We start from the raw sequence: 26,299 nt of genomic DNA on the forward strand, positions 1-26,299 counted from the left end.
TGATATGCCCGAAAGGTACAGGCTTGTAGGCGTCCGAATAGTCCGAAGTCCCTAAGGGTTTCGTTTTCTTCGGACAGACTCAGTTACCAGGACATGCGGTCCGTCCCGTTCAACTACTCCACGCTTCTGCAAGCCTTCACACGCCTCTTTGGCGCGGTTGCGATCCAGCCCGACAACCTCGCAGCGCGCCTTCCAGTCATCGAACAGGATGTTGATCGGATGATCTTCTCGGCCCTGCTTGGCAAGCCGCGTAGCGACCTCCCCCCACATCTGGTTCAGGACGTCCAAGGCCTTCTGCTGGTTCTTCCCCTGCGGCTTCGCCGCAGGAACAGGTGCGGTGTACTCAGTCAACTTCAACGCCGCGCCGCCAACCAAACTTCCGCTATCGTCGCGCACCGACACCCCCACTAGCTCGAAGGCGAGCGGCGGCGGCTCCTCTGCGTCCTTCATCTTGCGCGGGGTCAGTCGGATCAGTTTGTCTACGTCGCTCCGACTGACTTCGTACTCGGCATCAGCAGCCCCCTTCAGGGCGGACGACCCACGCGCGCCCTTTTCCCCATCCTTACCGCTGTGGTGGACGATCAGCACAGTAGCCTTCCAGTGTCGGCGTAGCACGTCGGCATTGCGCACAAACTGCCCAACTTCCGTTGCGCTGTTTTCGTCACCGCCGAAGTTGCGGGCCATCGTGTCGATAACGATCAGAGCCGGGGCTTCGCCGGTTGCGTCTGCGAGTTGTTGAACCGACTCGGCTACCTTCGCCACGTTGGTGGCGCTGGATAGATCGGTAGGGGCGTCGGACACGAATAACAGTGCCGGCATGTCGGTGCCATTGTGCTGTGCCCATGCTCGCAGGCGTCGCGCCAGCCCATTGTGGCCTTCGCCCGCAATGTAGAACACTGTTCCCTGCTTCACATCATGCCCGTGGAACGGGATACCCATAGCGATGCAGCACGACACATCCAGGGCCAGGAAGGATTTGCCCTTGCCGGGTGGGCCATACACTACAGCAAGCGCATCTTCCTCGATGTATTCGCGAACTAGCCACGCGACTGGCTTCACCGGCATGTCGCAGGCGGCGATGAACCGGAAGGGCCTTGAGCTGGACAGACGCTGGTCAACCTCGGCCCACTGGTCGCCATAACGGTCTTGTGCCTTTGCATTCATACACGCTCCTCCCATTGAGCCAGACGGCGACGTGCCAACACCAAGCGGTCTAAATCTGACTTCGGCAGCTTCTCGCCTCGAGCTTGCAGGGACAGGCCAATCGCGACGATGTGACGCTCGTGCTCAACTGCCGCACGACTGGGCCCTCTTGGGGAGGAGCGCTGGCCGCCATCAGGAAACAGGTCGCGCATATCCAGGCCGATAGCCGCGACGATTTGCGCCGCCGAGCAGCCAGCCCAGCATTTCAGCAGTAGCGTGCCGTCCCCTGCTTCCGTGATCTTCAGGCTTGGATTGCGGTCATCATGAGCTGGGCAGCAGGCGACCCATTGGCTTGGTTTGAGGGGGCGCACCTTATTTAGACGCGGCAACAGCTTGTCGGCGGGCATCATAGTTGTACCTCGCAAAACCAGCACAGAGAGATCAGGACCAAGTGGGGCTGCAGGTCGACGGCATACTCGTTGCGGTGCAAGTCAGTGGCGCGATTGTGGAGTGCGGACGAGCTGCACGTAGCATCGCGCTTCAAGGGCGGTGCTCTGAATGGAGATTTGAAGACATCTGCGCGACGGTTTACCAACCGGGCACTCGAGCGCGCATTTCGGTTTGACTGAGCCTGCATCAGTTCGAGGCCATTTTTCTTCGCAAAGGCGGCCATTTTCATGCTGCGTCCCTCGCTTCGATCTTGGCGCGCAGCCATGCCTCCACCTCAGCCACGACGTAATACGCAGCAGCCTGGCGGGTGTCGCCGTCTTTGATCGGCTTCGGGAAGGTCGGGTCTTTCTTGCGGAGCTTGTCCAAGCCCGAGCGGGATAGGTCCAACCAGCGACACAGCGCTGGCTGGCGGATTAGAGCTTTTGCGGGAGTCGTTGCAGGGTGCATTTGAGCGCCTCCGTATGGGTGACGCTCACAAGATAGTTATCGAAACAACGGCCAAATAATTACCCCGTCGTTTGTTTACGCCGCCACTCTCGATAGGTTGATTTCGGGATTTTTAAACGCCGCTCGATGATATTTGCGAACTCGCGCCGCGACTTGCCGGTAGCCAACAACTCCGCTTCCAGCTTGGCGACTGCCGCCCAATCGTGAAGGGCGGTTCGTCCGGCGCGGGCCGTCTCCATCTTCTGCCTGTACTTTTGGGCAATCTCAGACCTGACTGCCTGCTCAGCTTCAACGGTGGAGTGCAGGTCCTTTTGCAAAAAATGGCGCTCCGCTACTGCCATTTCAAGTGACTCCAACCGTTTGATCAGCTCTCGAACCTCCTCAACAGCGCACTCGGCATGGCTGTCTGGATCAAACTGCCGCGCTTCTTCGATATGGCCTAGCACCAATAAACAAGATGATCGGACATCCAGCAGCGAGCAGACATATTTGGGCAAATGAAAGCCGAAGCTGGAAAACTTCATGTGTTGGCAATCGCTCAATGATTCGAACCAGTCAGGACTGTACCCGGTGGTCTTTACCAAGCAGTCAAGGGCTCGCCCGGCCAGCTCCTGACAAGGCATCTCAAATGCGAGGTCAATATCAATTGGCGCTCGTTCAATCTCAGCACGAAGGATGACCCCGGCCAGAAAGTCCCGCGTGTACTCACTTTCCCCGCAATCCCATTGCGTAAGGTGCGCTTCAATGATCGGCAGCATGTCAGGTTTTATCATGCTCCCACCGCCCCTAGAGCTCTGGGCTCACCAACACTGACCTTATGCTGCGCAAACTCGTAGGGCGTAATGTGCTTTTCCCGGTTGGCGTCCAAGTAGTCAGCCCACCACGTCATCATCCGTCGGCGCTCTTCCAAGTGCTCAGCCTTGTGGATGTAGGCCGCGCGCACGCCGTTGCGCTCTTGGTGGCTCATTTGCCGTTCAACCGCGTCACGCGACCACAGGCCGGACTCGACCAACGCGGAACAGGCCATAGTGCGGAAACCGTGCCCGCAAACCTCTATCTTGGTGTCGTACCCCATGCGGCGCAGTGACTTGTTTACGGTGTTCTCCGACATTGGCCGCCAGTGGTAGTGATCGCCCGGCAACACCAGATCAAAACGCCCGCTAAGCCGGCGTATCTGCTCTAGCACTTCAAGCGTCTGGCGTGATAACGGGACAAGGTGCGGAGTCCCCATCTTGGCTCCTCGGTGCGACCTCTTGACGCCCTCGATTGGTGCCCGTTCGCCGGGAATCGTCCACATGCTCCGGGTAAAGTCGAACTCCGACCAGCGAGCAAAGCGCAGCTCACTAGAACGAATGAACACCAGTAAAGCGAGGCTTACAGCAAGACAGGTAAGCGGTCGTCCGGTGTCAGCCTCGCAGCGTTGCAACAACTCCGGCAACCGCTCAAGGGGCAAGGCCGGGCGGTGTTTGGTCTTGCGGGTGGCAGTCCCCCCCACCAGATCAAGCGCCGGGTTGTATTCGATGAAATTGCGCTGAACGGCGATTCGCATGATTCCGGCGATGCGCTGACGCAGTCGCCCAACCACATCAAGCGCGCCGCGCTTCTCTACCGTCTTCAGACAGGCCAGCAGGTCGCGGGTTTTCAGGTCGGATACGGGGCGTTTGCCCAGCATGGGGAAAAGATCGACCTCAATCTCTTTCAGCACCCTGACCGCGTGATCCTTCGACCATTTGCCGGCCATGCTGGCGTGCCATTCCAGGGCCAGCGCCTCAAAGGTGTTCCCCGCCTCATTGGCCGCCTCGATCTTTGCTTGCTTAGCGCTCTCGATGGGGTCTTGGCCATGCGCCAGCAACTCGAGTGCATCGGCTCGACGCGCGCGGGCGGCTTTCAGACCGAGAGCCGGGTAGTTGCCGAACGTTGCCAGACCAGGCTTACCGCTTGGCTTTTTATACTTGAAGCGCCAGACCTTGGTGCCGGTAGCCTTTACAAGCAAAAAAAGCCCTTGCCCGTCGAACAGGGTGTAGTCCTTTGCGCGGGGCTTGGCGGCCTCGCATTTGGGGTCGGTAAGGGGGGTTACGGTGCGCGCCATAGGTATACGCCTCGATATCGAACCGATATATACCTAAACGTATACCTAAATCTTGGGGCTGTACAGGTACATACGGGGATATTCAGACACAAAAAAACCGGCTATAAGGCCGGTTTCTCTAGGTTTCAGGTGTTTACGGGAACATCTGAAATCATACTATTGGTGCCCGAAGCCGGAATCGAACCGGCACGCCCTTACGAGCGGGGGATTTTAAGTCCCATGCGTCTACCAGTTTCGCCATTCGGGCGGTAGCGCGATAAAGCAGTCTGACGGCTGACCAATAACGATCTTGGCAGTTCTGACGCTTGTGCAACAGAGGGGGAAATATATACATCCCGCCCCGGTGAAGCAAGTTCGCAAAGATCCTTTTCAAGACTAAATCTTGCAGGGCTGCGAAAATAAAAAAGCTCCGTAGATCATGGATCTACGGAGCTCGTTTAAAGTGGAGGCCGAAGTCGGAATCGAACCGGCGTAGGTGGATTTGCAATCCACTGCATAACCATTTTGCTATTCGGCCTCAAACATCTGATGTCAGTAGCACGACATCAAACGTGTAAACTCGTATCTGGAAACAAGATTCTAATCTAGCTTCCAACCCTTTGAAATCTAAGGGGTTTTCGTCTTCCCTAAGCAGGAATGGACGCAATTCTGGACTGGTTCGAAAGGCATGTCAAGAACTGGAGGAAAATAATTACAGGTCGTGCCACCGGTATATGTTCCGAGAACAGGCCAGAGCCTTATAAAAATCGCAGCCTTCGGCAGCTCTACATGGATCGCGTACATCCGCAGGAGTTGCCGGCCCCTTCCTTGCCTGTATTCAAGAAAACTTCAGGCCTGCCGATAGTCAGGTTCAGGCCTTCGCTCGCTGACACGCCTGCACAGCCGATTCGCTCCATAGTAACAACCCTTTCTCGCTGCGCCCGTTGTCTGGTTTGTTCTGACTCAATTACATGGAGTAAGAGTGAATGGCCTTCCCCCCTCGTTTTCTTGAGCACTATCGCAAAGCTGACCGCATCATGATTGGTTTGGTCTGGCTGATGTTTCTCTACGCATTAGGTCTGGCGTTCTGGCACGACACGTTCACCCAGGCCGTGTTGGTGGGTGGCGGCACGGCGCTACTGCTGACGTTGCTTTATCACGCCATCGGCGGCACGCGGTTGATGCGTTGCTGCATCGCCATCGGCCTGATGGTCATCGCCGCCCTGCACATCAATCAATCCTGGGGCGTTATCGAAGTCCATTTCGGTATTTTCGTGTTTTTGGCGGTCCTGACTTTTTATCGTGACTGGTTGCCGATTCTGGTCGCAGCGGTGGCGATCGCTGCGCATCACGTGATTTTCCATGCCTTGCAACATGCAGGTTTCCCGGTGTTTGTCATGGAGCATCACGGTGGCTGGACGATGATCTTTGTCCATGCTTTCTATGTCGTGGTGGAGACGGTAATCCTGCTCTACCTTGCCGTGCACAGTCAGGCCGAAGCCGTGGAAAGCCAGGACATGCTCGACAAGATGCTCGCGGCCACGTCCCGGCTCACCGACGCCGGCAACAGCGATACCGCCGACGTGCATGTTTCGTTGTCGGATCGCTTCGATCAGTTCCAGCTGCAAATCACTTCTCTGATCGACGGGGTTGTGCGCGACACCAACGGGCTCGGCGAACTCGGCCAGGAGCTCTCCAGGGCCAGTCATACGCTGGAGAAAGGCGCCCAGCATCAGTTGACGGAAATTACCGAGATGACCGGTTCGATGCAGCGCATGGGGCATGCCATGGAAGACATTGCCGTTCACGTCGAACAGGCGGTTCAACGTGCCAGCCAGGCCAGCGCGCAAATCAGCCGTGGTCAGGAAAGCGTCAACCGCGCCCAGCAAGAAGTCACGCAGTTGGCTTCGCGCATAAAAGGCACCAGCGACACCGTGGAGATTCTGGCGGGCCAGGCGGAACAGATCGGCAATGTGCTGGAAGTGATTGGCAGTATTGCTGACCAGACCAACTTGCTGGCCCTCAACGCTGCCATCGAGGCCGCACGCGCCGGTGAGCAGGGTCGAGGCTTTGCCGTGGTCGCCGATGAAGTGCGCAACCTGGCCCAGCGCACCGCCCTCTCCACCAAAGAAATCAAAAGCATCATCGAGGCCTTGCAGCAAGGCAGCCGGAAAGCGGCGCAAGCCATGCATGACAGTCGCGAAGGCGTGGAACGTTGCGTCGAGGACAGTCGGCAAGCATCGGCGATGTTCCAGGCGGTGGGTGCCGATATCGTGCACATCGATGAGCTCAACGGGCGCATCGTCATCACCACCCGCGAACAATCCACCGCAAGCCTGGATATCGTCGTTCACTTACAGTCAGTGCAAGCCATCGCGCAAAATACCGCAGACGACGTCGCCACCCTGGCGCTGAGCAGCCAGCGCCTGCCGCCGATAGCCATCCGCCTGGAGGCGTTGGGGCGTACGTTTCATAAGCAATAAGTGCGGAGGAGTGACGTCGGCCCGACGTCCTCAGTGCCCGCGAATGTAATGCTCCAGTTGTCGAATCAAATCGGCCTGCTCGACGATGGCTTCCTTGACCAGATCGCCGATCGACAGCAGCCCGATCAGTTCGCCACTCTCCAGCACGGGCAGATGGCGCAAATGACTGTCGGTCATGACCGCCATGCAACGCTCGATGCTCTGCTGACTGTCGGCGGTCACCACCGGTGCGCTCATGATCTCGCGCACTGGCGTGCCGACCGAAGAACGGCCCTGCAGAACAACTTTGCGCGCATAGTCGCGCTCGCTGATGACGCCTACTACCTGCCCGTCTTCGATGACCGGCAACGCGCCTACATTCTTCTCGGCCATCATTTTCAGGGCGTCGAGGACCATCTGATCCGGCGCAATACTGTGCACCTGCTGGTTCTGCACGACTTTCAGTTTGAGCAACTGTGCGGCTGTCTTCATCAACGATCTCCGATACGGTTCAGGGCGGCAATCAAGCCGCCGCGACTTCCACGACGCCGGCGTTCAGGCGCACCGGCCATACGCGCAGGCGCTGCTCCGGGTACTCCAGGCAACTGCCGTCTTCGAGACGGAAATGCTGCTTGTAGATCGGCGACGCCACCACCAGATCGCCCTTGAGGCTGCCGATCAATCCGCGGCCGATGACGTTCGCGCCGGATTGCGGATCATGATTGTCGATGGCGTAGAGGGTGCGACCTTCGGCCTGCGGCAGGTAGAACAGCGCCACCTGCGCGCCGTCGAGCCAGACGACGACGCCGGAGTTGCTGACCAGATCCTGCTCGCTGCACACCGCTTGCCAAGCCTGAGCATTGGCCGCGGTTGCAGGGGCTTCGACACGCTGGGTAGTGGGCTGGCTCATCAGGCATTCTCCTCGGTGACAGGGATAAGGTTGAGTTCGGTGGCCATGATCGGCCGGCGCTGACCACGTTCCTGAACAAAATGGATGTCCGGGTCTGGGCGTTGATCGTTGACGAAGGTGCGGAAGCGCTTGAGTTTTTCCGGGTCTTTGAGGGCGTTGGCCCATTCGCATTCGTAGCGGTTGACCACCAGCTGCATCTGCGATTCGAGTTCCGCGCCGAGGCCAAGACTGTCGTTGATGACCACGTCCTTGAGGTAATCCAGGCCGCCCTCCAGGCTTTCGCGCCAGACCGAGGTGCGCTGCAATTTGTCGGCGGTGCGGATGTAGAACATCAGGAACCGGTCGATGTAACGGATCAGGGTTTCATCGTCCAGGTCGGTGGCGAACAGCTCGGCGTGACGTGGGCGCATGCCGCCGTTACCCGCCACGTAGAGGTTCCAGCCGTTCTCGGTGGCGATCACGCCCACGTCCTTGCTTTGCGCCTCGGCACATTCACGGGTGCAGCCGGAGACCGCGAATTTGAGCTTGTGCGGCGAGCGCAGGCCTTTGTAGCGATCCTCGAGGGTCAGGGCCATTTTCACGCTGTCCTGCACGCCGTAACGGCACCAGGTGCTGCCGACGCAAGACTTCACGGTGCGGGTCGATTTGCCGTAGGCATGCCCGGTTTCAAAACCGGCCTCAATCAGCTCGGACCAGATGTCCGGCAACTGATGCAACTGCGCGCCGAACAGGTCGATCCGCTGGCCGCCGGTGATCTTGGTGTAGAGGTCGTATTTCTTCGCCACCACGCCAATCGCGATCAGCTTGTCAGCCGTGATCTCGCCCCCGGCGATGCGCGGCACCACCGAATAGGTGCCGTTTTTCTGCATGTTGGCCATGAAGGTGTCGTTGGTGTCCTGCAACGGCACCAGCGAGGCGTCCATGATCGGCTGGTTCCAGCACGAGGCGAGGATCGAGCCCACCGCCGGTTTGCACACGTCGCAACCGGTGTGGCCGCGACCGCGCTTGGCCAGCAGTTCTTCGAAGGTGATCACCCCTTCCACCCGCACCAGCGCATAGAGTTCCTGACGGGTGTAGGCGAAGTGTTCACACAGGCTCTTGTCGACACTGACGCCACGGGCAATCAGTTCATGCTCGAACACTTGCTTGAGTAATCCGGCGCAACCGCCGCAACCGGTGCAAGCCTTGGTCTGCGATTTGAGCAGGCCGAGGTCGGTGCAGCCGCCGTCGATGGCTGAGCAGATCGAGCCCTTGGTGACGTTATGGCACGAGCATACGGTAGCCGATTCAGGCAACGCGCCCGGGCCCAGGGTTGGCGCGCCGGTGGACGAAGGCAGAATCAGGCTGGCCGGTTCCGACGGCAAGGCAATGCCGTTCTGCATGTATTGCAGCAGGGTGTCGTAATAGCTGTTGTCGCCGACCAACACCGCGCCGAGCACGCGTTTGCTGTCGGCATCCACCACCAACCGGCGGTAGCTGGCTGTTGCTTCATCGATGAACTGATAACTGCGCGCACCCGGCGTCTGGGCGTGAGCATCGCCGATGGAGCCGACATCGACGCCGAGCAGTTTGAGCTTGGTCGACATGTCGGCGCCCTGGAACGGCTCCGCCACTTGGTTGCACAGCAGAGACGCGACGCCACGGGCCATTTGATAACCAGGGGCGACCAGACCGAAGAGGCTGCCATTCCAGGCGGCACACTCACCGACGGCATAGATGTTCGGATCGCTGGTCAGGCACTGATTGTCAATCACCACGCCGCCACGCGGACCGATGTCCAGCGCACATTGGCGGGCCAGCGCGTCTTGCGCGCGGATGCCGGCGGAGAACACGATCAGGTCGGCTTCGAGGAATTCGTCATTGGAAAAATTCATCCGGTAGCGGTACTGCTCGCCGGCACTGATCGACTGCGTGCCACGGGACAAGTGCACACCGACGCCGAGCCGCTCGATTTGCGCCTTCAGCGCCAAGCCACCCTGCTCATCCAGCTGCACCGGCATCAGACGCGGGGCGAATTCCACCACATGCGCTTCCAGGCCCAGGCTTTTCAGGGCGTTGGCCGCTTCCAGACCGAGCAGGCCACCGCCAACCACCACGCCACGCCGGGCATTGGCCGCCGCGGCACGAATGGCGTCGAGGTCTTCCAGAGTGCGATAGACCAGGCGCGAGTCGCCTTCTGCACCTTCGATAGGTGGCACAAACGGATAAGAACCGGTGGCCAGAACCAGTTTGTCGTACGAGACGCAACCTTGTGCGGTGATCACTTGACGGCGGTCGCGGTCGATTTCCAGCACCGGCACACCCAGATGCAAAGTGATGCCCGGCGTCTGGTAAAGAGAGGCTTCGCCCAAGGCCAGCGACTCGGCATCGCGACCGCTGAAATACTCGGACAGATGCACACGGTCGTAGGCACGCATCGGCTCTTCGCTGAAGACATGCAGGCGGTAGTGGTCGAGGGCGCCACGCTCGATGAGCTGCTCCACACAATGATGTCCGACCATGCCATTGCCGATCACGATCAGCGTTTGCAGTTTGTTCAATGCGGCGACGTTGGAATTCATAGTAAGCACCCAGCCAAAGCCAATCACGGTTAAAAAAAGCAAAAAAAAACGCCTGAAACCTCTCGGTTTCAGGCGTCTTTGCCTGTTCTTCGCGGTGTTCGACCTGGCGCCTTCGCCGGATCCACCGATGTTGCCCACGACCTGCTCGGCCGGTCGATCGTCGTTGATCGAGTGGGCTGCCCATCTTTTTCAGGATGGCTGAAGGGATGAATGCAGTCTTTGTGCCAGTCGCTGGGGCTATCTTTCATCCGCGTTGCGAAACTGATGCTGAGCAATCGGGGAATAGGCTTGGAGACTGCGCAATAGGCGAGTTTTGCAGGGGTTAGACGGTGCTTTAGAAACCGGTGCGCGGATCAGATGCGGGCGCTTCACACATGGCGAACACTCGGTGCAAGTGCACATTTTTATGGCATCGCGCTTTATAAAAGTGCATGCAGCGGTCAATACCGCTCACGACAATGCCAGTCGGTTAAGCGAATGAACCGCTTTTCGTAGGAGCCAGGCTTGCCGGCGAAGGCGCACTTAAGGACGCCTTCGCCGGCAAGCCTGGCTCCTACAGGTCCGGGGGCAAGCCCCCTCGCCACAGGTTTCTCGGCACCATTCGGGCAAGCGTCAATGCCGGTTGCGGCCCTTGTGGGAGCGAGCCTGCTCGCGATAGCGGTGGATCAGCCAATCTTGATGCTGAATGTTCCGCCGTCATCGCGAGCAGGCTCGCTCCCACAAGTTTGCGCACCTTAACTTACCGGCATCCGGGCAAGCGTCGCCTTCAGCAGCACCGCGTATTGCATTTGCCACGGCCGAAACGGGCTTCCTGACGCTCACGAAAAAACGCTTCATAACTCATGACCGGCTCGCCCGGATGATTGAGCGCCCTTTGCGCGACGTAGTTGTCGTAGTCGGGAACGCCCACCATTAACCGTGCGCTCTGGCGGAAAAAGCTGGCGACATGCTGCAGTTTACGGAACATGGCAATGCTCTCTATGGGGGATTGGACACTCCCATGGAACCGCACTGATGTATCTGCAATGTGTCCGTGCATGGGTCATTTGTATTTTCATGTATCCCGAGACCGCGACCTTTTGGCGCATGCCGGCTAGCCATCGATTGAGCGCCACAGCGCAACAGTTTGTTAACATCCCTGCGCTCTTTTTCGTCTGATTGATCAGCCACTGTAGATTCCCGTCGCTACACAGGATGCTTTTTTTCATGAGTACGTTGTATACCCGTCGCACGGTCCTGCAAGGCATGAGCCTGTTGAGCCTCGGCCTGCTCGCCGGCTGCGATGACAGCAGCAGGCTGTCGTTCAAGTACGGCAAGGATCTGAGCGACAAGATCATGGGGCGTACCTTCAAGCTCAAGGACGCCCAGGGCGAGTACCGGATGCTGGGCAGCTACCGTGGCTTGATGCCGATGATTTTCTTCGGCTTTACCCAGTGCCCGGCGGTCTGCCCGACGACGCTGGCCCGTGCGGCACAGGCGAAAAAACTGATGGGCCGCGATGGCGAGCGCCTGCAAGTGATCTTCATCACCCTGGACCCCGAGCGCGATACACCGCAAATGCTCGATGCCTACGTCAAGACGTTCGATCCGAGTTTCGAGGCGCTGTACGGCACGCTGGAAGAAACCGCCGCCACCGCCAAGGAGTTCGGCGTGTTTTATGAAAAGGTCCCGAGCGGTTCGACCTACACGCTCTCCCACACCGCGACCAGCTTCGTTTTCGACTCCCGAGGCAATTTGCGCCTGGGGCTGTCCGCTTCCCTTACCGCTCAAGAGTGTGCAGAAGACCTGCTCACCGTCATGGAGGTCTGCTGATGACTTCGTTCTGCGCACCACGTATTAAACAGCCAGGCATTAAACAACTGATGCTGGGCCTTTCCCTGATCGGCATGGCCTGGCAGGTGTCCGCCCAAACGCAGGTGAATGACGCCTGGGTTCGCGCGACAGTGGCCGGCCAGCATTCGACCGGTGCCTTCATGACCCTGCAGGCCGACAGCGACAGCAAACTGCTCAGCGTGCAGTCGCCGGTAGCGAACACCGTGCAGGTTCATCAATCCAGCATGAAAGACGATGTAATGAGCATGAGCCAGGTCGAATTCGTCGCGCTGCCGGCCGGCAAACCGGTGAGCTTTGACCCCCATGGCTATCACATCATGCTGATGGACCTGACGGCCCAGGTTAAGGAAGGCGATAAAGTGCCCCTGACCCTGACGGTGGAAAACGCCAAGGGCGAGAAAGAAACGATCAAGGTTGACGCCGAGGCGCGGGCGCTCGGCATGCAGGATCACAGCAAGATGCATTGAGCGCTTTGCTGAGGATTTGTCGGCAACACTTCGTGAATAACGAATTGTCGGTGAAGAATAATCGGCTTTTCTTCAGCGCAATCTCCCCGCTAGCATGATCCCGTCGGCTCCAGAACAAGACTACGCAGGGAGAGCGACATGCAGCCCATTAACATCGGCGAACTCTGGATGTGGGTCGCCTTCATCGTCTTTGTCATCGCCATGCTGGCGATGGATCTGTTTGTCTTCGGTGGGCGCAAGGCTCATCGGGTATCGGTGCGCGAGGCGTCGTGCTGGGTGATTGCCTGGTGCGCGCTGGCGCTGACCTTTGCGGGATTGCTCTGGTGGTACTTGAATGCCGAGTTCGGGCCCGAGATCGCCCATCGCAAAACCCTCGAATTCCTCACGGGCTATTTGATCGAGCAGTCGCTGTCGATCGACAACATGTTCGTCTTCGTGATGATTTTCGCCTACTTCGCCGTGCCGCCGGAGTTGCAGCGCCGGATGCTGCTGTACGGTGTGCTCGGGGCCATCGTGATGCGCGGGGCGATGATTTTCGCCGGCGTGTGGCTGGTGTCGCAGTTCGGGTGGGTACTGTATGTATTCGGTGTGTTCCTGATCATCACCGGGTTCAAAATGCTGGTATTCGCCCATCAGCGGCAGGACCTCCATAACAACTTCTTATTGCGTTGGATACACGGCCATCTGCGCGTCACCGACGGGTTCCATGGCGAGCGTTTTTTTGTGGTGCAAAACGGTCGGCACTGGGCGACGCCGATGTTTCTGGTGCTGGTACTGATCGAGGCCAGCGACCTGATGTTTGCGGTCGACAGCATCCCGGCGATCTTCGCCGTCACCACCGACCCGTTCATTGTGTTCACATCGAACATCTTCGCGATCATGGGCCTGCGGGCGCTGTACTTCCTGCTGGCCGACATGGCTGACCGCTTCCACCTGCTCAAGTACGGTGTGGCGATCGTGCTGGTGTTCATCGGCGCCAAGATGACGCTGGTGCCGTGGCTGCACATGCCGGTTGAATGGTCGCTGGCCATTGTCGGCGGGATCATTCTGACTTCGGTGCTACTGAGCCTGTTCATGAGTCGGAAAAAATCATCCGAGAAAGATCGAATGCGATCTCTGTAGGCGCCGCCGCAGACACCCGCGACATCCTGTCCATCTGCTGCGGGTGGTAGAGGGTGGTCATCGACTGGTAACCTGCGCCCTGCTCTTTCAATGACGACGGTGACGCATTTGATCAGCAGTACCCCACCACTGGCCCGCGATATCGACGGCAAAGCCATTTCTGCCAAGGTCCTCGACGAGGTCCGGGAAGAGGTTCTGGCCTTGGCCGGCCAGCAGATCTACCCCGCTTTGGCGGTCCTGTTGGTGGGCGACGACCCTGCCAGCCACGTTTATGTGCGCAATAAACTGCTGCGCGCCAAGGAAGTGGGTATCCGCTCCCTTGAATATCGTCTGCCGGAAACCGCCAGCCAGTCCCAGGTACTGGAGCTGATTGCGCAACTCAATGCCGACGCCTCGGTGAACGGCATCCTGGTGCAGCTGCCCTTGCCGGCCCGTATCGACGAACAGGCAGTGATTCATGCCATCGATCCGATCAAGGACGTGGACGGTTTTCATCGGGAAAACGTCGGCGGGCTGGTGCAAGGCATGGAGGTGTTGACCCCCTGCACGCCCAGCGGCTGCATGCGCCTGCTGCACGAGACCTGCGGTGATGACTTGAGCGGCTTGCACGCGGTGGTTATCGGCCGTTCGAACATTGTCGGCAAACCGATGGCGACCTTGCTGTTGCGGGCCGACTGTTCGGTCAGTGTGGTGCATTCGCGCAGCGTCGATGCCCCGGCGTTGTGCCGGTTGGCGGATATCGTGGTCGCTGCAGTGGGCCGACCGGGGTTGATCGACGCCAGTTGGCTCAAGCCCGGCGCGGTGGTGATCGATGTCGGCATCAACCGCATCGCCAGCGAGTCCGGCGACCGTCTGGTCGGCGATGTCGATTACGCCAGCGCCCGCACCGTCGCCAGTGCCATCACCCCGGTACCCGGTGGCGTCGGGCCGATGACCATTGCCTATCTGCTGAAAAACACCCTGATCGCCAGCCAGTTGCAACGCGCGGCGCAGGCCCGTGGGCAGCAGCCTGTGGACGACTTGGCATTGAACTGAACACAACGCACATGTAGGGGCCAGCGGTGCGGCAAGCGCACCTTGGTCCCAGCGGATCAGTTTGAATTGCTGCGTCAGTTAAAGCCGCACCCAGTTAGCTGACTGAAGGGGCGGAATCACTGACGATTTGCTACTGAATGTCAGGTCACGGGGCTGGCTCGGTATTTTGGCGACCGGCTGCAGAAAGCCCAGCAAGGCTTGCTGGGTGTCATTCCAGGCCGTCGGGTGTTCCATATCGAGGAAGTGCCCGGCGTTCTTGATGGTCTGAAACTGAGCCTGACGGCTATGAGCCGCAAAAAGACGGGCGTCTTCCACCGAGGTGTACTCATCCCGTTCGCCGTTGATAAACAGCAGTGGGACTTCGATGGCATCGGCACAGGAAACATAGCAATGAGTGTCCTGGGTCAGCACCTCATTGACGTGAAAATGCATCTGCCGGTATTCGTGTTCGTCCAGGCTGCTGACATGGCGCTCATTGAAACGCTTGAACAGCGACGGCAGGTGCTTGCCGATAGTGCTGTTGATCAAGCGCCCGACATTGCGCCGGTCACAGGCCTGAAGAAAATGGCGGCCGCTCTCCAGATAATCGCGCATCGGGGTGTTGATCCGCGCGGCGAATGAACTGATCACTGCCTTTTCGATTCGTCGTGGATGCTGCGCCAGCGCCAGCAAGGTCGCCGCCCCGCCCCAGGAAAAGGACAGTACATGCTGCGCGCGAAAGTGCTCGATCAACTCCAACAAGATCGCGGCCTCGTCTTCCTTGCGGATCGGCTGGTCGTGCTGGTTGTGTTGTTTCGATTGACCGGCGTAGGGCTGATCGTAGAGGACTACGTTGAAGCGTGGTCGCAGGTATCGCACCGTTTGGGCAAAAGATGCGGTCGTTGCCAGCGAGCCATTGACCAGAATAATGGTCTTGTCGGCGGTGGCATTGAGATAATGCTCGGTATAAACCTTGTACTTCTTACCAATCTCGACGATCGCAGTTTTCAGCATCATTTTCATTCTATTCCTTGAACAAATGGATCAGCCACACAGCTTGAGTGACTCTCCGGCTTCCTCCGGGCAAGCCAGACAGCACAAAACCAGCGACAACGGTACAAGGCCGCTGAGATGAACGCCATGACCAACAAGTCACAAACCGACCAGTGGTCCACAGTTAAGCAGGAATTCTTCCGTCTGCAAGTACTCAGGCTTGAAAGCGGCGGCCCCTGACGCCCTGCCGACATCCGCCTATGATTACGCTCTCAATCCACCGGGAGTTGAAAGATGTCGCTGACCCTTTACTACCATCCGCTGGCGTCGTTCTGCCACAAAGTGCTCATCGCGCTCTACGAAAACGGCACTGAATTCGAAAGAAAAATCATCGATCTCGCGGACGCTGCCGACCGCGCAGAACTTCAGGCATTGTGGCCAATCGGAAAGTTCCCAGTTATTTGTGACCTTGCTCACCAGCGGAATCTGCCGGAATCCAGCATCATCATCGAGTACCTGGATCGACTGTATCCAGGCACGCACAGCCTGATTCCAGATGATTGGGATAGCGCACTGGAGGTCCGGTTATGGGATCGTTTCTTCGACCATTATGTACAAGTGCCATTGCAACAGATTGTCAGTGATCGACTACACGCGACCAACGGTGATTTGAGCAGGGAGCGGTCTACGCTGGAAACGGCGTACAGCATGCTCGATCGCCGAATGGCGTCCAGAATCTGGGTGGCCAGCCCGGCGTTCAGCATGGCCGATTGCGCCGCTGCCCCGGCACTTTTCTACGCCAGGACGCTCGTGCCGTTCCCCGCCGACTACCGGCATTTGAGCGCCTATTTCGAGAGGTTGGTCCAGAGACCGTCATTTCAGCGAGTGATTGCCGAAGCCAGGCCGTGGTTTTCGTTCTATCCGTTTGCGGAGGCCCTCGAGGAGCGGTTTCGCCAGGCGCCGGACAACGCATGACCCGCCATGGGTCCCGAGTCAAGGATCTGTAGCAGCAGGCTTCACCAGTTGCTACAAGAAGTGCGTCGATCGCCGCGACGATCCTCTTGTATGATGCCCCGCTTCAAGCGTGAGCCGCAGGCCAAGACTCGCCAAACCCAGGCCCGCCGTCGTCGAGGATTTTTCATGAATAGGCTTTACCGGACCTCCCGCCAGGGAGTGGCCGCCCCGCGGTTCGCGCTCAATCCCCTGAACCTGGGCCTGGGCCTGCTGCTGTCCAGCGCCGTGCCTTCGGCCTGGGCCGCCGCGACCGAACTGCCGGCGGTGACCGTCACCGGCGAAGACACCTCCGGTTATCAGGCCGACAGCGCTTCGGTCGGGGGTTTCGAAGCGGCGCCATTGCTCGATACGCCGGCCTCGATTTCGGTCATCAATGAAGCCTTGATCAAGGATCAGCAGGCCCGCCTGCTCAGCGAAGTTTTGCGCAATGACGCCTCGGTGGGTGAAAGCTACGCGCCGGTCGGCTACTACGAAAACTTCGTCGTGCGCGGCTTCTCACTCAACTCCGCCAGCAGCTACAAGATCAACGGCCGCACCATCACCGGCGAGCAGAACGTCGGGCTGGAAAACAAACAGCAGGTGGAGTTGCTCAAGGGTCTTTCCGGTCTGCAAAGCGGTGTCAGCGAGCCCGGCGGGCTGGTCAACTACGTGACCAAGCGGCCTGCCGATGTGCGTTCGGTCACCGTCTCCACCGACGATCGCGGCAGCGGTTACCTGGCCACTGACGTCGGTGGCTGGTTCGGCAGCGAGCAGCAGTTCGGCCTGCGCGCCAACCTGGCCCATGAAGACCTGCATTCCTATGTCGAACACACCAATGGCCAACGAGATTTCGCCTCGCTGGCCTTCGACTGGAACATCAGCCCCAATGCGCTGCTGCAACTGGACGCCGAGTACCAGACCAAGGAACAGCGCTCGGCACCGGGCTATCAATTGCTCGGCGGTTCCAGCCTGCCGCACCACGCCTCGCCGAAAAAGCTGCTGGCACACCAGAGCGGTTCGAAGCCGGTCACCACCGATGCGCTGAACCTCAATGGCAACTTCGAATACCGCTTCAGCGACCAGTGGAAAGGCAGCCTCAGCGCCTCGCGCAGCCGGGTGGTGATCGATGACTACAGCTCGTTCGCCTGGGGCTGCTACGGCTCCGCCAGTTGCGCCAGCGCAGCAGTGCCAAATTACTTCAGCCCCGAGGGCGACTACGACATTTATGATTTCCGCAGCCCCGACGATACCCGCCGCAACGACGAAGTGCAGGCTGCCCTCAGCGGCCGCTTCGAAACCGGCGGCCTGGGCCACGAACTGAGCATCGGGACTAGCGCGTTCCGCCGCGTGGTGGACAAACGTGATGCCATCAACCAGATGATCGGCAGCGCCAACATCAACAGCGAGCCGGCTGATTTTGCCCGCTACGACGGTCCACTTAACGATTCCTATCGACGCCTGGACAGCCGTCAGCATGGGCTGTTCTTCAATGACCGGATCAGCTTCAACGAGCAATGGCAGGCAGTGCTTGGCGGGCGCGAAGTGCGCCTGGATGAAGAGACCTTCGACAGCCAGGGCGACACCACCCGGCACACCCAACGCTATGAGTTCCTGCCCCAGGCCGCGCTGATCTACAAGCCGGTGCAAAACCTGTCGCTGTACACCCGCTACAGCAAGGGCTTGTCCCTGGGCGGCGAAGCGGCGTGGTTCACCACCAATGCCTATGAAATCCTCGCGCCCACCGTATCGCGACAAATCGAGGCCGGCATCAAATACGACTGGCAGCGCATCAGCCTGGCCGCGGCTCTATTCCAGATTCGCCAAGCCTATCAGTACTCGCGACCGAATGACGACGGCACGTTCACGTTCACCCAACAGGGCGAACAGAAGAACACCGGGCTGGAGCTCTCGGCCAATGGCTGGGCCAGCCAGCGCCTGCAGATTTCTGCCAGTGTCGCGGCGATCCGCGCGCGGGTCACCGACAGCGGCACGCCAGCTTATGAGGGCCACCAGGCAATCAACGTTCCAACCCTGCGCGCCAACCTTTACGGCGACTATGCCCTGCCCTGGTTCGACGGCCTGGCGCTGCTCGGAGGTGTCCAGTACAGCGCCAGCAAGTACGCCAACCGCCAGGGTGAAGTGCAGACCGGTGCCTACGCCATCTTCAACATCGGCAGCCGCTACAGCACGCGCATCGACGGTTACGACACGGTGTTCCGCCTGACCGTGGACAACCTGTTCGACAAACGCTACTGGCGTGACGCCGGTGAATACATGGGCGATGGCTACGTGTTCCAGGGCGCGCCACTGACCGCCCGGCTGAGCGCCTCGATCAACTTCTGACCGTGCGTTCCGATCGTTTCAGTTGAGGAGCCCACACCCTAGCGTCGGGCCAACTCGTGCCGGATGCATTGTTCGTAATAGGTTTGCTTGATACCGGCAGGCTTGAGACGCGAGGGACTGTTATAGGTTTGTTCGGTAATCCCCATGGCCGTCATGCGCATCCACGGCCGGGGGAATTTTCGCGATTGCAGTTTCTTGCGTGCCCCGTAAAGCGTGAATCCGGAAAGCTTCGCCGCTTGCGCGTCGGCGGCTATGTCCGAGCCCCAGCTGCAAACGAAACGACTGTTCTTGGTCAGGTCCTTTGCCTGAGCCTCAAGCGAGAGCGTCACCAGGGCAAACGTTGCAGCCATCCATACCAAAGTCCGCATATCGCCAATGCCTAACCTTCTGAAAAGAAAGCAAGTTTGACAACGAAACGGAAACCGGGGGGCCAGCAGTTCGCCTCATTCTCATCTGTTTTTTTTGGCCTCGATCGGCACAGCAAAGCCTCCCTCACGGTGTCCGAAACTTTTTTGAGCTTTAACCGAGCCTTGCAGTCTCTAGTTTGAGAGCGTCGTGGTTATCGACAGGTCATTGGCGGCGAACGCGCGGTCAGGCGGGTGGAGGCATCGATGTCAGATCTTGAGCATGTCATTCAGTCCTTTAATGCCAGGTTGGTGATGATCGGCTCTGGCTGTATCGGCAAAGGCGTACTCCCGCTGTTGTTGCGTCATCTTGAGCTTGAGCCGCAACGACTGTTGATCCTTAGCCCCGATGACGATGGACGCTTGCTCGCGCAGGAATTCGGCGTCTCCCACCAAGCCGAGCAACTGGATCAGAGCAATTACGAGGCGGTGCTGGACCCTCTGTTGAGCGCTGGCGATTTCCTGCTCAACCTCTCGGTGGGGGTATCGAGCCTGTCCCTGATTCAGTTCGCCCAGCGTAAAGGCGTGCTGTATCTGGACACCTGTATCGAGCCGTGGGAAGGCGGTTATACCGACCCCGACAAATCCCTGTCCGAAAGATCCAACTATGCATTGAGGGAAGCGGCACTTCAGCTTCGGGGCGAAAGTGCGCAAGGTCTGTCCACCGCCATATTGACCCACGGTGCCAATCCGGGGCTGGTGTCCCATTTGGTCAAACAGGCACTGGTCAACCTCGCTCATGATTTGGGTGACACCACGCCCCTGCCCGCGACTCGCGAAGAATGGGCGCAACTGGCCAGCCGACTGAATATCCGCTGCATCCACATCGCCGAACGCGATTCGCAGTATTCATCCCAGCACAAAATCGCCGATGAATTCGTCAATACCTGGTCAGTGGACGGTTTCATCAGTGAAGGCTGCCAGCCGGCGGAATTGGGTTGGGGCAGCCATGAGAAAGCGCTTCCCGAGGATGGCTATTACCACGCCTTCGGGTGCCAGGCCGGGATCTATCTGCAACGCCCCGGTGCCTCCACGCCGGTTCGTACCTGGACACCCTCGACGGGGCCCACCCATGGGCTGCTCGTGACCCATAACGAAGCCCTGTCGATTGCCGACTACCTGACCCTTGGCCAGGGAAGGCAGCCGACTTACCGGCCGACCGTCCATTACGCTTATCGGCCCTGTGATGATGCCTTGCTCTCGGTGCATGAACTCGCCGAGCGCAGCTGGAAACCCCAGAGCGGCGAGCGCCTGCTCGACGACGAAATCCTCGACGGCAGTGACGAACTCGGCGTGCTGCTGATGGGGCATGCCAGAAACAGTTATTGGTATGGTTCGCGCTTATCGATCCAGCAAGCCCGGGCGCTATGCCCCTATAACAGCGCCACTAGCCTGCAAGTGACGGCGGCGGTGCTGGCCGGTGTGATCTGGGCTATTCGCAACCCTCAACGCGGCATTGTCGAACCGGATGAATTGCCCTTCAGGGAGATTCTGCAGATCTGCATGCCTTACCTTGGCAATGTAGAAGGCATTTATTCCAACTGGACGCCCCTTACCGGACGTCACTCACTGATGCCCGAGCACACCGATGAATCCGATCCGTGGCAATTCGTGAACGTCAGGATCACTTGAAGGCCTGACGTGGTTTGCTCCACGCCAGGCAACGTCTGCGGTACGGCTCAAATACCGGAACCGTTCTGAAATGATTCGCCTGAACCGGACTCTCTTTGCCACGCCCGGTGCAGCAGCTCGATGACCTCTTCGTCGGATGTCTGCGAAAAATCCGTGTACCAATGGCCGATCGAAATCAGCCAGTCGGGGATGAGTGGGCAAATCAACTCGTCCACTTCATCGCGCAGCGCCTCTGCCGTCTCAAGCGGTGCCACCGGCACGGCAACGACGATGCGAGATGGCGCTTGCAGGCGCACAGCCTGTATCGCGGCCATCATCGTGGCGCCTGTCGCCAGGCCGTCATCGATCAGAATCACCACCTGATCCTTGAGCGCCACCGGTGCGCGCGATGCCCGGTATACCCGCTCGCGACGCAACAATTCCTGCGTTTCCTTTGCAACCACGGCATCGAGCGTACGTTGATCAATACCGTTAGCCCGCAGCGCATCCTCATTCACGATTTGTATGCCGCCACTGGCAATCGCGCCCATGGCGAACTCCTGGTGGGACGGTACTCCCAGCTTGCGCACCAGCATCAGGTCCAGGCGAACCTCCAGGGCCGTGGCCACTTCATAGGCGACCGGAACGCCGCCACGGGGTAAGGCGAGAACGATGACATCGGCTCTTTTAGCGTATTTAAGCAATGGCTCCACCAAGCCTCGGCCGGCATCCACCCGGTCATGCAAGATGGTTTGCAATGAAGGACTAGTCATTTGAAAACCTCCCTGGGGCGGGGGCCCCAAAAATCGGGCGTTCGTTTGACGGCGGCCATCATTCCGATTGGGGCGCCTGCCCCTAGACCGCCAGAATGCTGCAAGGCACCTGATACAGAATATGTTCGGTCGTGCTGCCCAGCAGCCGTTCCAGACCACGGTATTGGGTTCTGCCCACCACGACCACATCCATCTGCTGCTGGTGGGCGAATTCGCTCAGCACCGAGACCGGGTGCCCCATGATGAAATGCCGACAGTCAGAGGGCACACCGAACCGGGCGGCCAATTTGAGAAAAGACTTTTCCAGGTCGCTGCGCAGTTCCCGGGTGAGCTGCGCGAGCGTCAGACTGCCGCCCATATCCGCCAGAAAAGCTGCCGAAATGTCACAGGCGTACAGCAGATGCAATTCGGCATTGCACTGCAACGCCAGGCCCGACGCCTGCAAGATAATCCGGTCATTGAATTCACTGTTCGAAGGCTCAGTGTCTGACACGTCAACCGCGGCCACCACCTTCTGTGGCAGGGCGTGACCTTCGCCGCCCACCAGGTAAACCGGTACCGGACAATGGCGCAACAAACGCCAATCCAGCGGTGTGAAAAATGCGCGTTTGAGCACCGGCTCATGCTGCACTTGCTTGATCAACAGATCCGGCTGCATTTGCGTGACGAGGTCAAGGATGTCCTGGCGCATGTTGTCGGCCCATGCAACTTCGGCTGTCACCTCGATCCCCCGGCCGTGCATCTTTACCACCTGCTCATCAAGCCAGTCGCGGTGCTCCTGCAGGTAGCTCGCCCGAGCCATTTTGCGGTCGCCCTCTTCGAGCAGCGACAGAATGTCCAACGAGGGAATCAGGCCGGCAATGTGCAAGCTCGCCCCGCTGGCCTTGGCCAGGGCAGCGCCATGATTGATCGCAGGAGAATGACGCAACAGCGGGTTGATGATCAGTAATAACCGTTGATACTGGCTCATGATCCGACTCCAGACAGGGGCCACTTGAGAAGAATAGTTCACAACGGTGCCGTGCATCTCGTGTCGTACTCATCCCCGATGGCCGTTCGCCTGAAAATCGGCGATCTGCTGCACAAGCTGGCTCGTTTCAGGCTTTTTTGCGAAGACCTTCTGCGGCAGCAGCAGCCAGGCCAGTGCCGGCAGCAAGATCAAGGCGCCGAGCATGTTCACCAGGAACATGAAGGCCAGCAGGATGCCCATGTCGGCCTGGAATTTGATCGGCGAGAAGGCCCAGGTCGATACCGCAACCGCCAGTGTCATGCCGGTCAGCAATACCACTTTGCCGGTGAACAACAGCGCCTGGTAATAGGCTTGGGCCAGAGTGTCACCGGCACGCATTCGCGCCAGGATCACGCTCAACACATAAAGCGCATAGTCGATGCCGATACCCACCCCGAGCGCGATCACCGGCAGTGTCGCCACTTTTACTCCCATGCCCAGTCCCACCATCAGCGCCTCGCAAAGAATCGAGGTGAGCATCAGCGGCAGCATCGCGCAAAGAGTTGCACGCCAGCTGCGGAAGGTCAGCAGGCATAGCAGGCTGACCGCGCCGTAGACCCAGAACAGCATCTCGTGCATGGATTTTTTCACCACGATGTTGGTCGCGGCTTCGATGCCGGCGCTGCCGGCGGCCAGCATGAATTTGACTTCGGGCACCTGATGCTCGGCGATAAATTTCTCGCTGGCCTCCACCACCCGACTCAGGGTATCGGCCTTGTGATCGGCCAGGTAAACGTACAACGACAGCATCGAACAGCCCTGATTGAACAGTTCCCGCGGGGCCCGAGTCTGCACGGCGCCCAGCGCACCGTCATTGGGGATCAGCTCATACCACTTGAAGTTGCCTTCGTTGTAACCGGCCGTGGCGATCTTGCTCAGCGCCGCCATTGAAGTGGTCGATTCCACGCCAGGGAATTGCTCCAGTTGCCAGGCCAACGCGTCCACCGCGGACAGGCTGGCGTAGCGCGTGCACTGATCTTCCGGGGTCTTGATCATGATCACGAAAATATCCGAACTGGCCGCATAGTTTTGGGTCATGAACAGCGCGTCGCGGTTGTAGCGCGAGTCGGCGCGCAACTCCGGAGCGCCGGGGTCGAGATCACCGATCTTCAGGTTCAGGCTCACGGCAAAACCAAACGCTGCCAGCAGCAGGCCGCCCAGCATCGCACCAATGGCCCAGCGCCGTTGAGTGAACAAATCGAGCGCGCGCCACAACGGATGCTTGATCTGTGCTTGCAACTCGGAGGTTTCGGAGCTCAGGCTGCGTTGCGCCGCTGCCGGGCTGACACCGATATAACTGAGCAGGATCGGCAGCAGAATCAGGTTGGTGAAAATCAACACCGCCACGCCGAGGCTGGCGGTGATCGCCAGGTCCTGAATCACCCGGATATTGATCAGCAACAAGACGGCGAAGCCCACCGCATCGCAGAGCAAAGCGGTCATGCCCGCGGCGAACAGTCGGCGAAAGGTATAACGCGCGGCCACCACCCGATGGGTGCCACGACCGACGTCCTGCATGATGCCGTTCATCTTCTGCGCGCCATGGCTCATGCCGATGGCGAACACCAGAAACGGCACCAGCGCCGAGTACGGGTCCAGCTCAAACCCAAGTATCGCGAGCAGGCCCATCTGCCAGAGCACGGCCACCAACGAACAAGTCACCACGACCAGGGTGCTGCGCGCGCAGCGGGTGTAACCGTAAAGCACCACCACGGTCACCAACACCGCCATCACGAAGAACAACAAGACCTGGGTCAGCCCCTCGATCAGATCGCCGACGATTTTGGTGAAACCGGTGATGTGAATTCGCAGTTCATCGGTCTGGTACTTGTCCCGCAGTGCCTCCAACTGCCGGGAAAACTCACCGTAGTCCAGGGCTTTGCCAGTCTGCGGACTGACTTCGAGCAACGGCACGAAGATCACGCTGGATTTGAAGTTGCCGGCGACCAATTGACCGACCTCCCCGGAACGCGCGACGTTGGTCCGCACCTGCTCGATACTGGTCGCCGAACCATCGTAGTCGTCGGGAATCACGGTACCGCCATCGAGCCCCTCTTCGGTCACGGCGGTCCAGCGCGTGGTCGGGGTCCATAACGACTTCATGTAGGGGCGGTCGACACCCGGCAGCAGATAAAGCTCGTCGTTGAGCCTGGCCAGGGTGTCGAGGTAATCCTTGGTAAAGATGCTGCCCTGTTTGACCTCCACAGCGATTCGCAACGAGTTGCCCAGACCGCTCAACTCGCTGCGGTTCTCCAGGAAGTTGGCGACGTAGGGGTGCCCCGTAGGGATGGTCTTCTCATAGCTGGCGTTGATACCGATGCGCGTGGCTTGCCAGCCGAGCACTAGCGTCACCAGCAGACACAGCAGGATCACCAGCGGTCGATGGTTGAAGATCATTCGTTCGGCGAAATTGCCCGACGCCTGGTCGAAGTCTTCCAGGAGGCCGATCACGGTTTGGGTTTTGTCGTCTTTCAAGTCTGACTCCTGTTGCACGGGCCATGGCCCGATAGCGCTACACCGTGAAGTTTCAAGGTTTGGCGGAGGCCCGCGGATCCTGGTCAGTGGCCACGCCACTCAAACCGACCCTGGCCAGACTGCCATCGGCTGCCTGTTGCACGGCAGCGACCGTGCCGCCGCTGCGGCTCTGGCGCTTGTCGAAGCTGCGACCCTGGTCATGGCTGAACAAGAATTCACCGCTCTGGCTGGCCAACAACAGACTGCCGTCACGCAGCTCGATGGCGGTCGCCAGTGTTGATTCGATGCCGGTGTCGAGGCGTCGCCAACTGCTGCCACGGTCCTCGGACCACCACGCATTGCCGCGCAGGCCATAGGCGACCAAGGCGCCGCTGCGGGTGCCGAGCAGACCGAAGAAGCTGCCTTCATAAGGTGATTTCAGAGGCTGGAACGAATGCCCGGCATCGGTCGAACGCAACAGCAAACCGCGCTCCCCCACCAGCAGCAGGTCGTTACCCGAAGCGCGGATGCCATACAGGTTCAGGCCCTGCGGATTGTCCACATGCTGCATCCACGGCCTCCAGCTTCGCCCGCCGTCGTCGGTGCGGTAAATCTGGTTGTAGGCGCCAACAATGTAGCCATGCAGGCGGTCACTGAAGTACAGGTCGAGAAACGGTTTATCCGGACCGTCGCCCAGCATCTGCCGTGCCTGCGCAAGGTTGCTGGCGCCATTCGGTTGATCGGCATCGCGCTCCGCAAACTGCACCGCCAGCGCGGCGGCACGCTCACCGTCGAGTTGCTTGTGCCAGGTTTCACCACCGTCCTCGGTGTGCAACACCACGCCCAGATGACCGACCGCCCAGCCCTGCTCCGCATCGACAAATTGCACCGCGGTCAGGCTGACGCTGACCGGCACACGGGCCTGGCGCCAAGTCATTCCAGAGTCATCCGAGAGCAGCACGATGCCGCGCTCGCCGACCGCCACCAGACGCTCGCCAGCCCGGGCCAAGCCAAGCAATACTGCGCGCTTGGCCTTGGCGGTAGGCAGTGCCGGCTGCTGCAGCACAGCAAACGTCGCGACCTGCGCAGCCATGGAAGTGCTCGCCAACAGACACAACGCCAGCGCGCAGGCCCTCCATCGCAGACCGAAACTCGCAAAGATTTTTTCAACGTTCATGTCTTTATCCCGCCTGGAAAATCGCCAGCGACCGCGACGAGCTTCTCGCTCGTCACGGCGCTCCA

Annotated in this window: 23 protein-coding genes and 2 tRNA genes; 8 read left to right on the top strand and 17 right to left on the bottom strand. The window is 59.3% G+C overall.

What is annotated here, in order from left to right; genetic code table 11:
- Positions 1 to 51 precede the first annotated feature (51 nt).
- The 7 genes from NHU87_RS18120 to NHU87_RS18150 form a co-directional block, all read right to left on the bottom strand.
- Positions 52 to 1,164 carry an AAA family ATPase gene (locus tag NHU87_RS18120; RefSeq protein ID WP_253551374.1) on the bottom strand — a complete coding sequence of 371 codons (1,113 nt, stop codon included), beginning with the start codon at positions 1,162 to 1,164 and terminating at the stop codon, positions 52 to 54.
- Positions 1,161 to 1,553 carry a virulence-associated protein E gene (locus NHU87_RS18125; protein ID WP_253551375.1) on the bottom strand — a complete coding sequence of 131 codons (393 nt, stop codon included), beginning with the start codon at positions 1,551 to 1,553 and terminating at the stop codon, positions 1,161 to 1,163. Before NHU87_RS18125 ends, NHU87_RS18120 begins: the two co-directional genes overlap by 4 nt.
- Before the next feature lie 265 nt (positions 1,554 to 1,818).
- Positions 1,819 to 2,040: a helix-turn-helix transcriptional regulator gene (locus tag NHU87_RS18130; RefSeq protein ID WP_218538919.1), complete on the bottom strand. Its 222-nt coding sequence runs from the start codon at positions 2,038 to 2,040 to the stop codon at positions 1,819 to 1,821.
- Positions 2,041 to 2,099: 59 nt separating this feature from the next.
- Positions 2,100 to 2,813 carry a hypothetical protein gene (locus NHU87_RS18135; RefSeq protein ID WP_253551376.1) on the bottom strand — a complete coding sequence of 238 codons (714 nt, stop codon included), beginning with the start codon at positions 2,811 to 2,813 and terminating at the stop codon, positions 2,100 to 2,102.
- Positions 2,810 to 4,129 carry a tyrosine-type recombinase/integrase gene (locus NHU87_RS18140; RefSeq protein WP_253551377.1) on the bottom strand — a complete coding sequence of 440 codons (1,320 nt, stop codon included), beginning with the start codon at positions 4,127 to 4,129 and terminating at the stop codon, positions 2,810 to 2,812. Before NHU87_RS18140 ends, NHU87_RS18135 begins: the two co-directional genes overlap by 4 nt.
- A gap of 160 nt (positions 4,130 to 4,289) precedes the next feature.
- Positions 4,290 to 4,376, bottom strand: a tRNA-Leu gene (locus tag NHU87_RS18145).
- Between the two features lie 196 nt (positions 4,377 to 4,572).
- Positions 4,573 to 4,646 (bottom strand) — tRNA-Cys (locus tag NHU87_RS18150).
- A gap of 1,249 nt (positions 4,647 to 5,895) precedes the next feature.
- On the opposite strand from NHU87_RS18150, the gene NHU87_RS28690 reads away from it, so the two are divergent.
- On the top strand, positions 5,896 to 6,591 hold the full coding sequence (locus NHU87_RS28690) for a methyl-accepting chemotaxis protein (protein ID WP_437180840.1): 696 nt from the start codon (positions 5,896 to 5,898) through the stop codon (positions 6,589 to 6,591).
- 30 nt (positions 6,592 to 6,621) lie between these two features.
- Here the strand turns inward: NHU87_RS28690 and NHU87_RS18160 are convergent, their stop codons facing one another.
- The 4 genes from NHU87_RS18160 to NHU87_RS18175 form a co-directional block, all read right to left on the bottom strand.
- The gene (locus NHU87_RS18160; protein WP_008071340.1) at positions 6,622 to 7,062 is read right to left on the bottom strand and encodes a CBS domain-containing protein; all 441 of its coding nucleotides are present in this window, start codon (positions 7,060 to 7,062) and stop codon (positions 6,622 to 6,624) included.
- A gap of 31 nt (positions 7,063 to 7,093) precedes the next feature.
- Entirely contained in the window at positions 7,094 to 7,480 is a 387-nt protein-coding gene (nirD, locus tag NHU87_RS18165; protein WP_253551379.1) for a nitrite reductase small subunit NirD, read from the bottom strand.
- Positions 7,480 to 10,041, bottom strand: coding sequence for a nitrite reductase large subunit NirB (gene nirB / locus NHU87_RS18170; RefSeq protein WP_253551380.1), 2,562 nt, complete (start codon positions 10,039 to 10,041; stop codon positions 7,480 to 7,482). The genes nirD and nirB overlap by 1 nt, the downstream gene beginning before the upstream one ends.
- Before the next feature lie 766 nt (positions 10,042 to 10,807).
- Complete coding sequence (locus tag NHU87_RS18175) at positions 10,808 to 11,008, bottom strand: YbdD/YjiX family protein (RefSeq protein WP_253551381.1); 201 nt, start codon at positions 11,006 to 11,008, stop codon at positions 10,808 to 10,810.
- A gap of 239 nt (positions 11,009 to 11,247) precedes the next feature.
- Here NHU87_RS18175 and NHU87_RS18180 point away from each other — a divergent pair, with 239 nt between their 5' ends.
- From NHU87_RS18180 to NHU87_RS18195, 4 genes are all read left to right on the top strand, one after another.
- Positions 11,248 to 11,853 carry an SCO family protein gene (locus tag NHU87_RS18180; RefSeq protein ID WP_253551382.1) on the top strand — a complete coding sequence of 202 codons (606 nt, stop codon included), beginning with the start codon at positions 11,248 to 11,250 and terminating at the stop codon, positions 11,851 to 11,853.
- Positions 11,853 to 12,341, top strand: coding sequence for a copper chaperone PCu(A)C (locus tag NHU87_RS18185; protein ID WP_253551383.1), 489 nt, complete (start codon positions 11,853 to 11,855; stop codon positions 12,339 to 12,341). Before NHU87_RS18180 ends, NHU87_RS18185 begins: the two co-directional genes overlap by 1 nt.
- 138 nt (positions 12,342 to 12,479) lie before the next feature.
- Positions 12,480 to 13,463 carry a TerC family protein gene (locus tag NHU87_RS18190; protein ID WP_301271497.1) on the top strand — a complete coding sequence of 328 codons (984 nt, stop codon included), beginning with the start codon at positions 12,480 to 12,482 and terminating at the stop codon, positions 13,461 to 13,463.
- Positions 13,464 to 13,553: 90 nt separating this feature from the next.
- Positions 13,554 to 14,498, top strand: a complete 945-nt coding sequence (locus NHU87_RS18195) for a bifunctional 5,10-methylenetetrahydrofolate dehydrogenase/5,10-methenyltetrahydrofolate cyclohydrolase (RefSeq protein ID WP_253551384.1) — start codon at positions 13,554 to 13,556, stop codon at positions 14,496 to 14,498.
- 78 nt (positions 14,499 to 14,576) lie between these two features.
- Here the strand turns inward: NHU87_RS18195 and NHU87_RS18200 are convergent, their stop codons facing one another.
- Positions 14,577 to 15,494 carry an alpha/beta fold hydrolase gene (locus NHU87_RS18200; protein WP_253551385.1) on the bottom strand — a complete coding sequence of 306 codons (918 nt, stop codon included), beginning with the start codon at positions 15,492 to 15,494 and terminating at the stop codon, positions 14,577 to 14,579.
- Positions 15,495 to 15,764: 270 nt separating this feature from the next.
- Between NHU87_RS18200 and NHU87_RS18205 the strand changes: the two genes are divergently transcribed.
- Positions 15,765 to 16,445: a glutathione S-transferase family protein gene (locus NHU87_RS18205; RefSeq protein ID WP_253551386.1), complete on the top strand. Its 681-nt coding sequence runs from the start codon at positions 15,765 to 15,767 to the stop codon at positions 16,443 to 16,445.
- A gap of 165 nt (positions 16,446 to 16,610) precedes the next feature.
- Positions 16,611 to 18,806: a TonB-dependent siderophore receptor gene (locus tag NHU87_RS18210; RefSeq protein ID WP_253551387.1), complete on the top strand. Its 2,196-nt coding sequence runs from the start codon at positions 16,611 to 16,613 to the stop codon at positions 18,804 to 18,806.
- 38 nt (positions 18,807 to 18,844) lie between these two features.
- Here the strand turns inward: NHU87_RS18210 and NHU87_RS18215 are convergent, their stop codons facing one another.
- Entirely contained in the window at positions 18,845 to 19,174 is a 330-nt protein-coding gene (locus NHU87_RS18215) for a hypothetical protein (protein WP_253551388.1), read from the bottom strand.
- 243 nt (positions 19,175 to 19,417) lie between these two features.
- On the opposite strand from NHU87_RS18215, the gene NHU87_RS18220 reads away from it, so the two are divergent.
- On the top strand, positions 19,418 to 20,842 hold the full coding sequence (locus NHU87_RS18220) for a homospermidine synthase (RefSeq protein ID WP_253551389.1): 1,425 nt from the start codon (positions 19,418 to 19,420) through the stop codon (positions 20,840 to 20,842).
- 47 nt (positions 20,843 to 20,889) lie between these two features.
- Here the strand turns inward: NHU87_RS18220 and NHU87_RS18225 are convergent, their stop codons facing one another.
- From NHU87_RS18225 to NHU87_RS18240, 4 genes are all read right to left on the bottom strand, one after another.
- Positions 20,890 to 21,594, bottom strand: coding sequence for a phosphoribosyltransferase (locus tag NHU87_RS18225; protein ID WP_253551390.1), 705 nt, complete (start codon positions 21,592 to 21,594; stop codon positions 20,890 to 20,892).
- Between the two features lie 82 nt (positions 21,595 to 21,676).
- Complete coding sequence (locus NHU87_RS18230; protein ID WP_253551391.1) at positions 21,677 to 22,564, bottom strand: universal stress protein; 888 nt, start codon at positions 22,562 to 22,564, stop codon at positions 21,677 to 21,679.
- A gap of 69 nt (positions 22,565 to 22,633) precedes the next feature.
- On the bottom strand, positions 22,634 to 25,078 hold the full coding sequence (locus NHU87_RS18235) for an efflux RND transporter permease subunit (protein ID WP_253551392.1): 2,445 nt from the start codon (positions 25,076 to 25,078) through the stop codon (positions 22,634 to 22,636).
- A 52-nt stretch (positions 25,079 to 25,130) separates the two neighbouring features.
- Positions 25,131 to 26,234, bottom strand: a complete 1,104-nt coding sequence (locus NHU87_RS18240; protein WP_253551393.1) for a WD40/YVTN/BNR-like repeat-containing protein — start codon at positions 26,232 to 26,234, stop codon at positions 25,131 to 25,133.
- Between the last annotated feature and the right edge of the window lie 65 nt (positions 26,235 to 26,299).

It is taken from the genome of Pseudomonas mandelii (genome assembly GCF_024138395.1).
Lineage (GTDB): Bacteria > Pseudomonadota > Gammaproteobacteria > Pseudomonadales > Pseudomonadaceae > Aquipseudomonas > Aquipseudomonas mandelii_E.

Excerpts from the sequence above, each read along its gene's own strand:
- NHU87_RS18120 (WP_253551374.1), bottom strand. The coding sequence starts at position 1,164 with ATGAATGCAAAGGCACAAGACCGTTATGGCGACCAGTGGGCCGAGGTT.
- NHU87_RS18125 (WP_253551375.1), bottom strand. The coding sequence starts at position 1,553 with ATGATGCCCGCCGACAAGCTGTTGCCGCGTCTAAATAAGGTGCGCCCC.
- NHU87_RS18130 (WP_218538919.1), bottom strand. The coding sequence starts at position 2,040 with ATGCACCCTGCAACGACTCCCGCAAAAGCTCTAATCCGCCAGCCAGCG.
- NHU87_RS18135 (WP_253551376.1), bottom strand. The coding sequence starts at position 2,813 with ATGATAAAACCTGACATGCTGCCGATCATTGAAGCGCACCTTACGCAA.
- NHU87_RS18140 (WP_253551377.1), bottom strand. The coding sequence starts at position 4,129 with ATGGCGCGCACCGTAACCCCCCTTACCGACCCCAAATGCGAGGCCGCC.
- NHU87_RS28690 (WP_437180840.1), top strand. The coding sequence starts at position 5,896 with ATGGAAGACATTGCCGTTCACGTCGAACAGGCGGTTCAACGTGCCAGC.
- NHU87_RS18160 (WP_008071340.1), bottom strand. The coding sequence starts at position 7,062 with ATGAAGACAGCCGCACAGTTGCTCAAACTGAAAGTCGTGCAGAACCAG.
- nirD (WP_253551379.1), bottom strand. The coding sequence starts at position 7,480 with ATGAGCCAGCCCACTACCCAGCGTGTCGAAGCCCCTGCAACCGCGGCC.
- nirB (WP_253551380.1), bottom strand. The coding sequence starts at position 10,041 with ATGAATTCCAACGTCGCCGCATTGAACAAACTGCAAACGCTGATCGTG.
- NHU87_RS18175 (WP_253551381.1), bottom strand. The coding sequence starts at position 11,008 with ATGTTCCGTAAACTGCAGCATGTCGCCAGCTTTTTCCGCCAGAGCGCA.
- NHU87_RS18180 (WP_253551382.1), top strand. The coding sequence starts at position 11,248 with ATGAGTACGTTGTATACCCGTCGCACGGTCCTGCAAGGCATGAGCCTG.
- NHU87_RS18185 (WP_253551383.1), top strand. The coding sequence starts at position 11,853 with ATGACTTCGTTCTGCGCACCACGTATTAAACAGCCAGGCATTAAACAA.
- NHU87_RS18190 (WP_301271497.1), top strand. The coding sequence starts at position 12,480 with ATGCAGCCCATTAACATCGGCGAACTCTGGATGTGGGTCGCCTTCATC.
- NHU87_RS18195 (WP_253551384.1), top strand. The coding sequence starts at position 13,554 with ATGACGACGGTGACGCATTTGATCAGCAGTACCCCACCACTGGCCCGC.
- NHU87_RS18200 (WP_253551385.1), bottom strand. The coding sequence starts at position 15,494 with ATGATGCTGAAAACTGCGATCGTCGAGATTGGTAAGAAGTACAAGGTT.
- NHU87_RS18205 (WP_253551386.1), top strand. The coding sequence starts at position 15,765 with ATGTCGCTGACCCTTTACTACCATCCGCTGGCGTCGTTCTGCCACAAA.
- NHU87_RS18210 (WP_253551387.1), top strand. The coding sequence starts at position 16,611 with ATGAATAGGCTTTACCGGACCTCCCGCCAGGGAGTGGCCGCCCCGCGG.
- NHU87_RS18215 (WP_253551388.1), bottom strand. The coding sequence starts at position 19,174 with ATGCGGACTTTGGTATGGATGGCTGCAACGTTTGCCCTGGTGACGCTC.
- NHU87_RS18220 (WP_253551389.1), top strand. The coding sequence starts at position 19,418 with ATGTCAGATCTTGAGCATGTCATTCAGTCCTTTAATGCCAGGTTGGTG.
- NHU87_RS18225 (WP_253551390.1), bottom strand. The coding sequence starts at position 21,594 with ATGACTAGTCCTTCATTGCAAACCATCTTGCATGACCGGGTGGATGCC.
- NHU87_RS18230 (WP_253551391.1), bottom strand. The coding sequence starts at position 22,564 with ATGAGCCAGTATCAACGGTTATTACTGATCATCAACCCGCTGTTGCGT.
- NHU87_RS18240 (WP_253551393.1), bottom strand. The coding sequence starts at position 26,234 with ATGAACGTTGAAAAAATCTTTGCGAGTTTCGGTCTGCGATGGAGGGCC.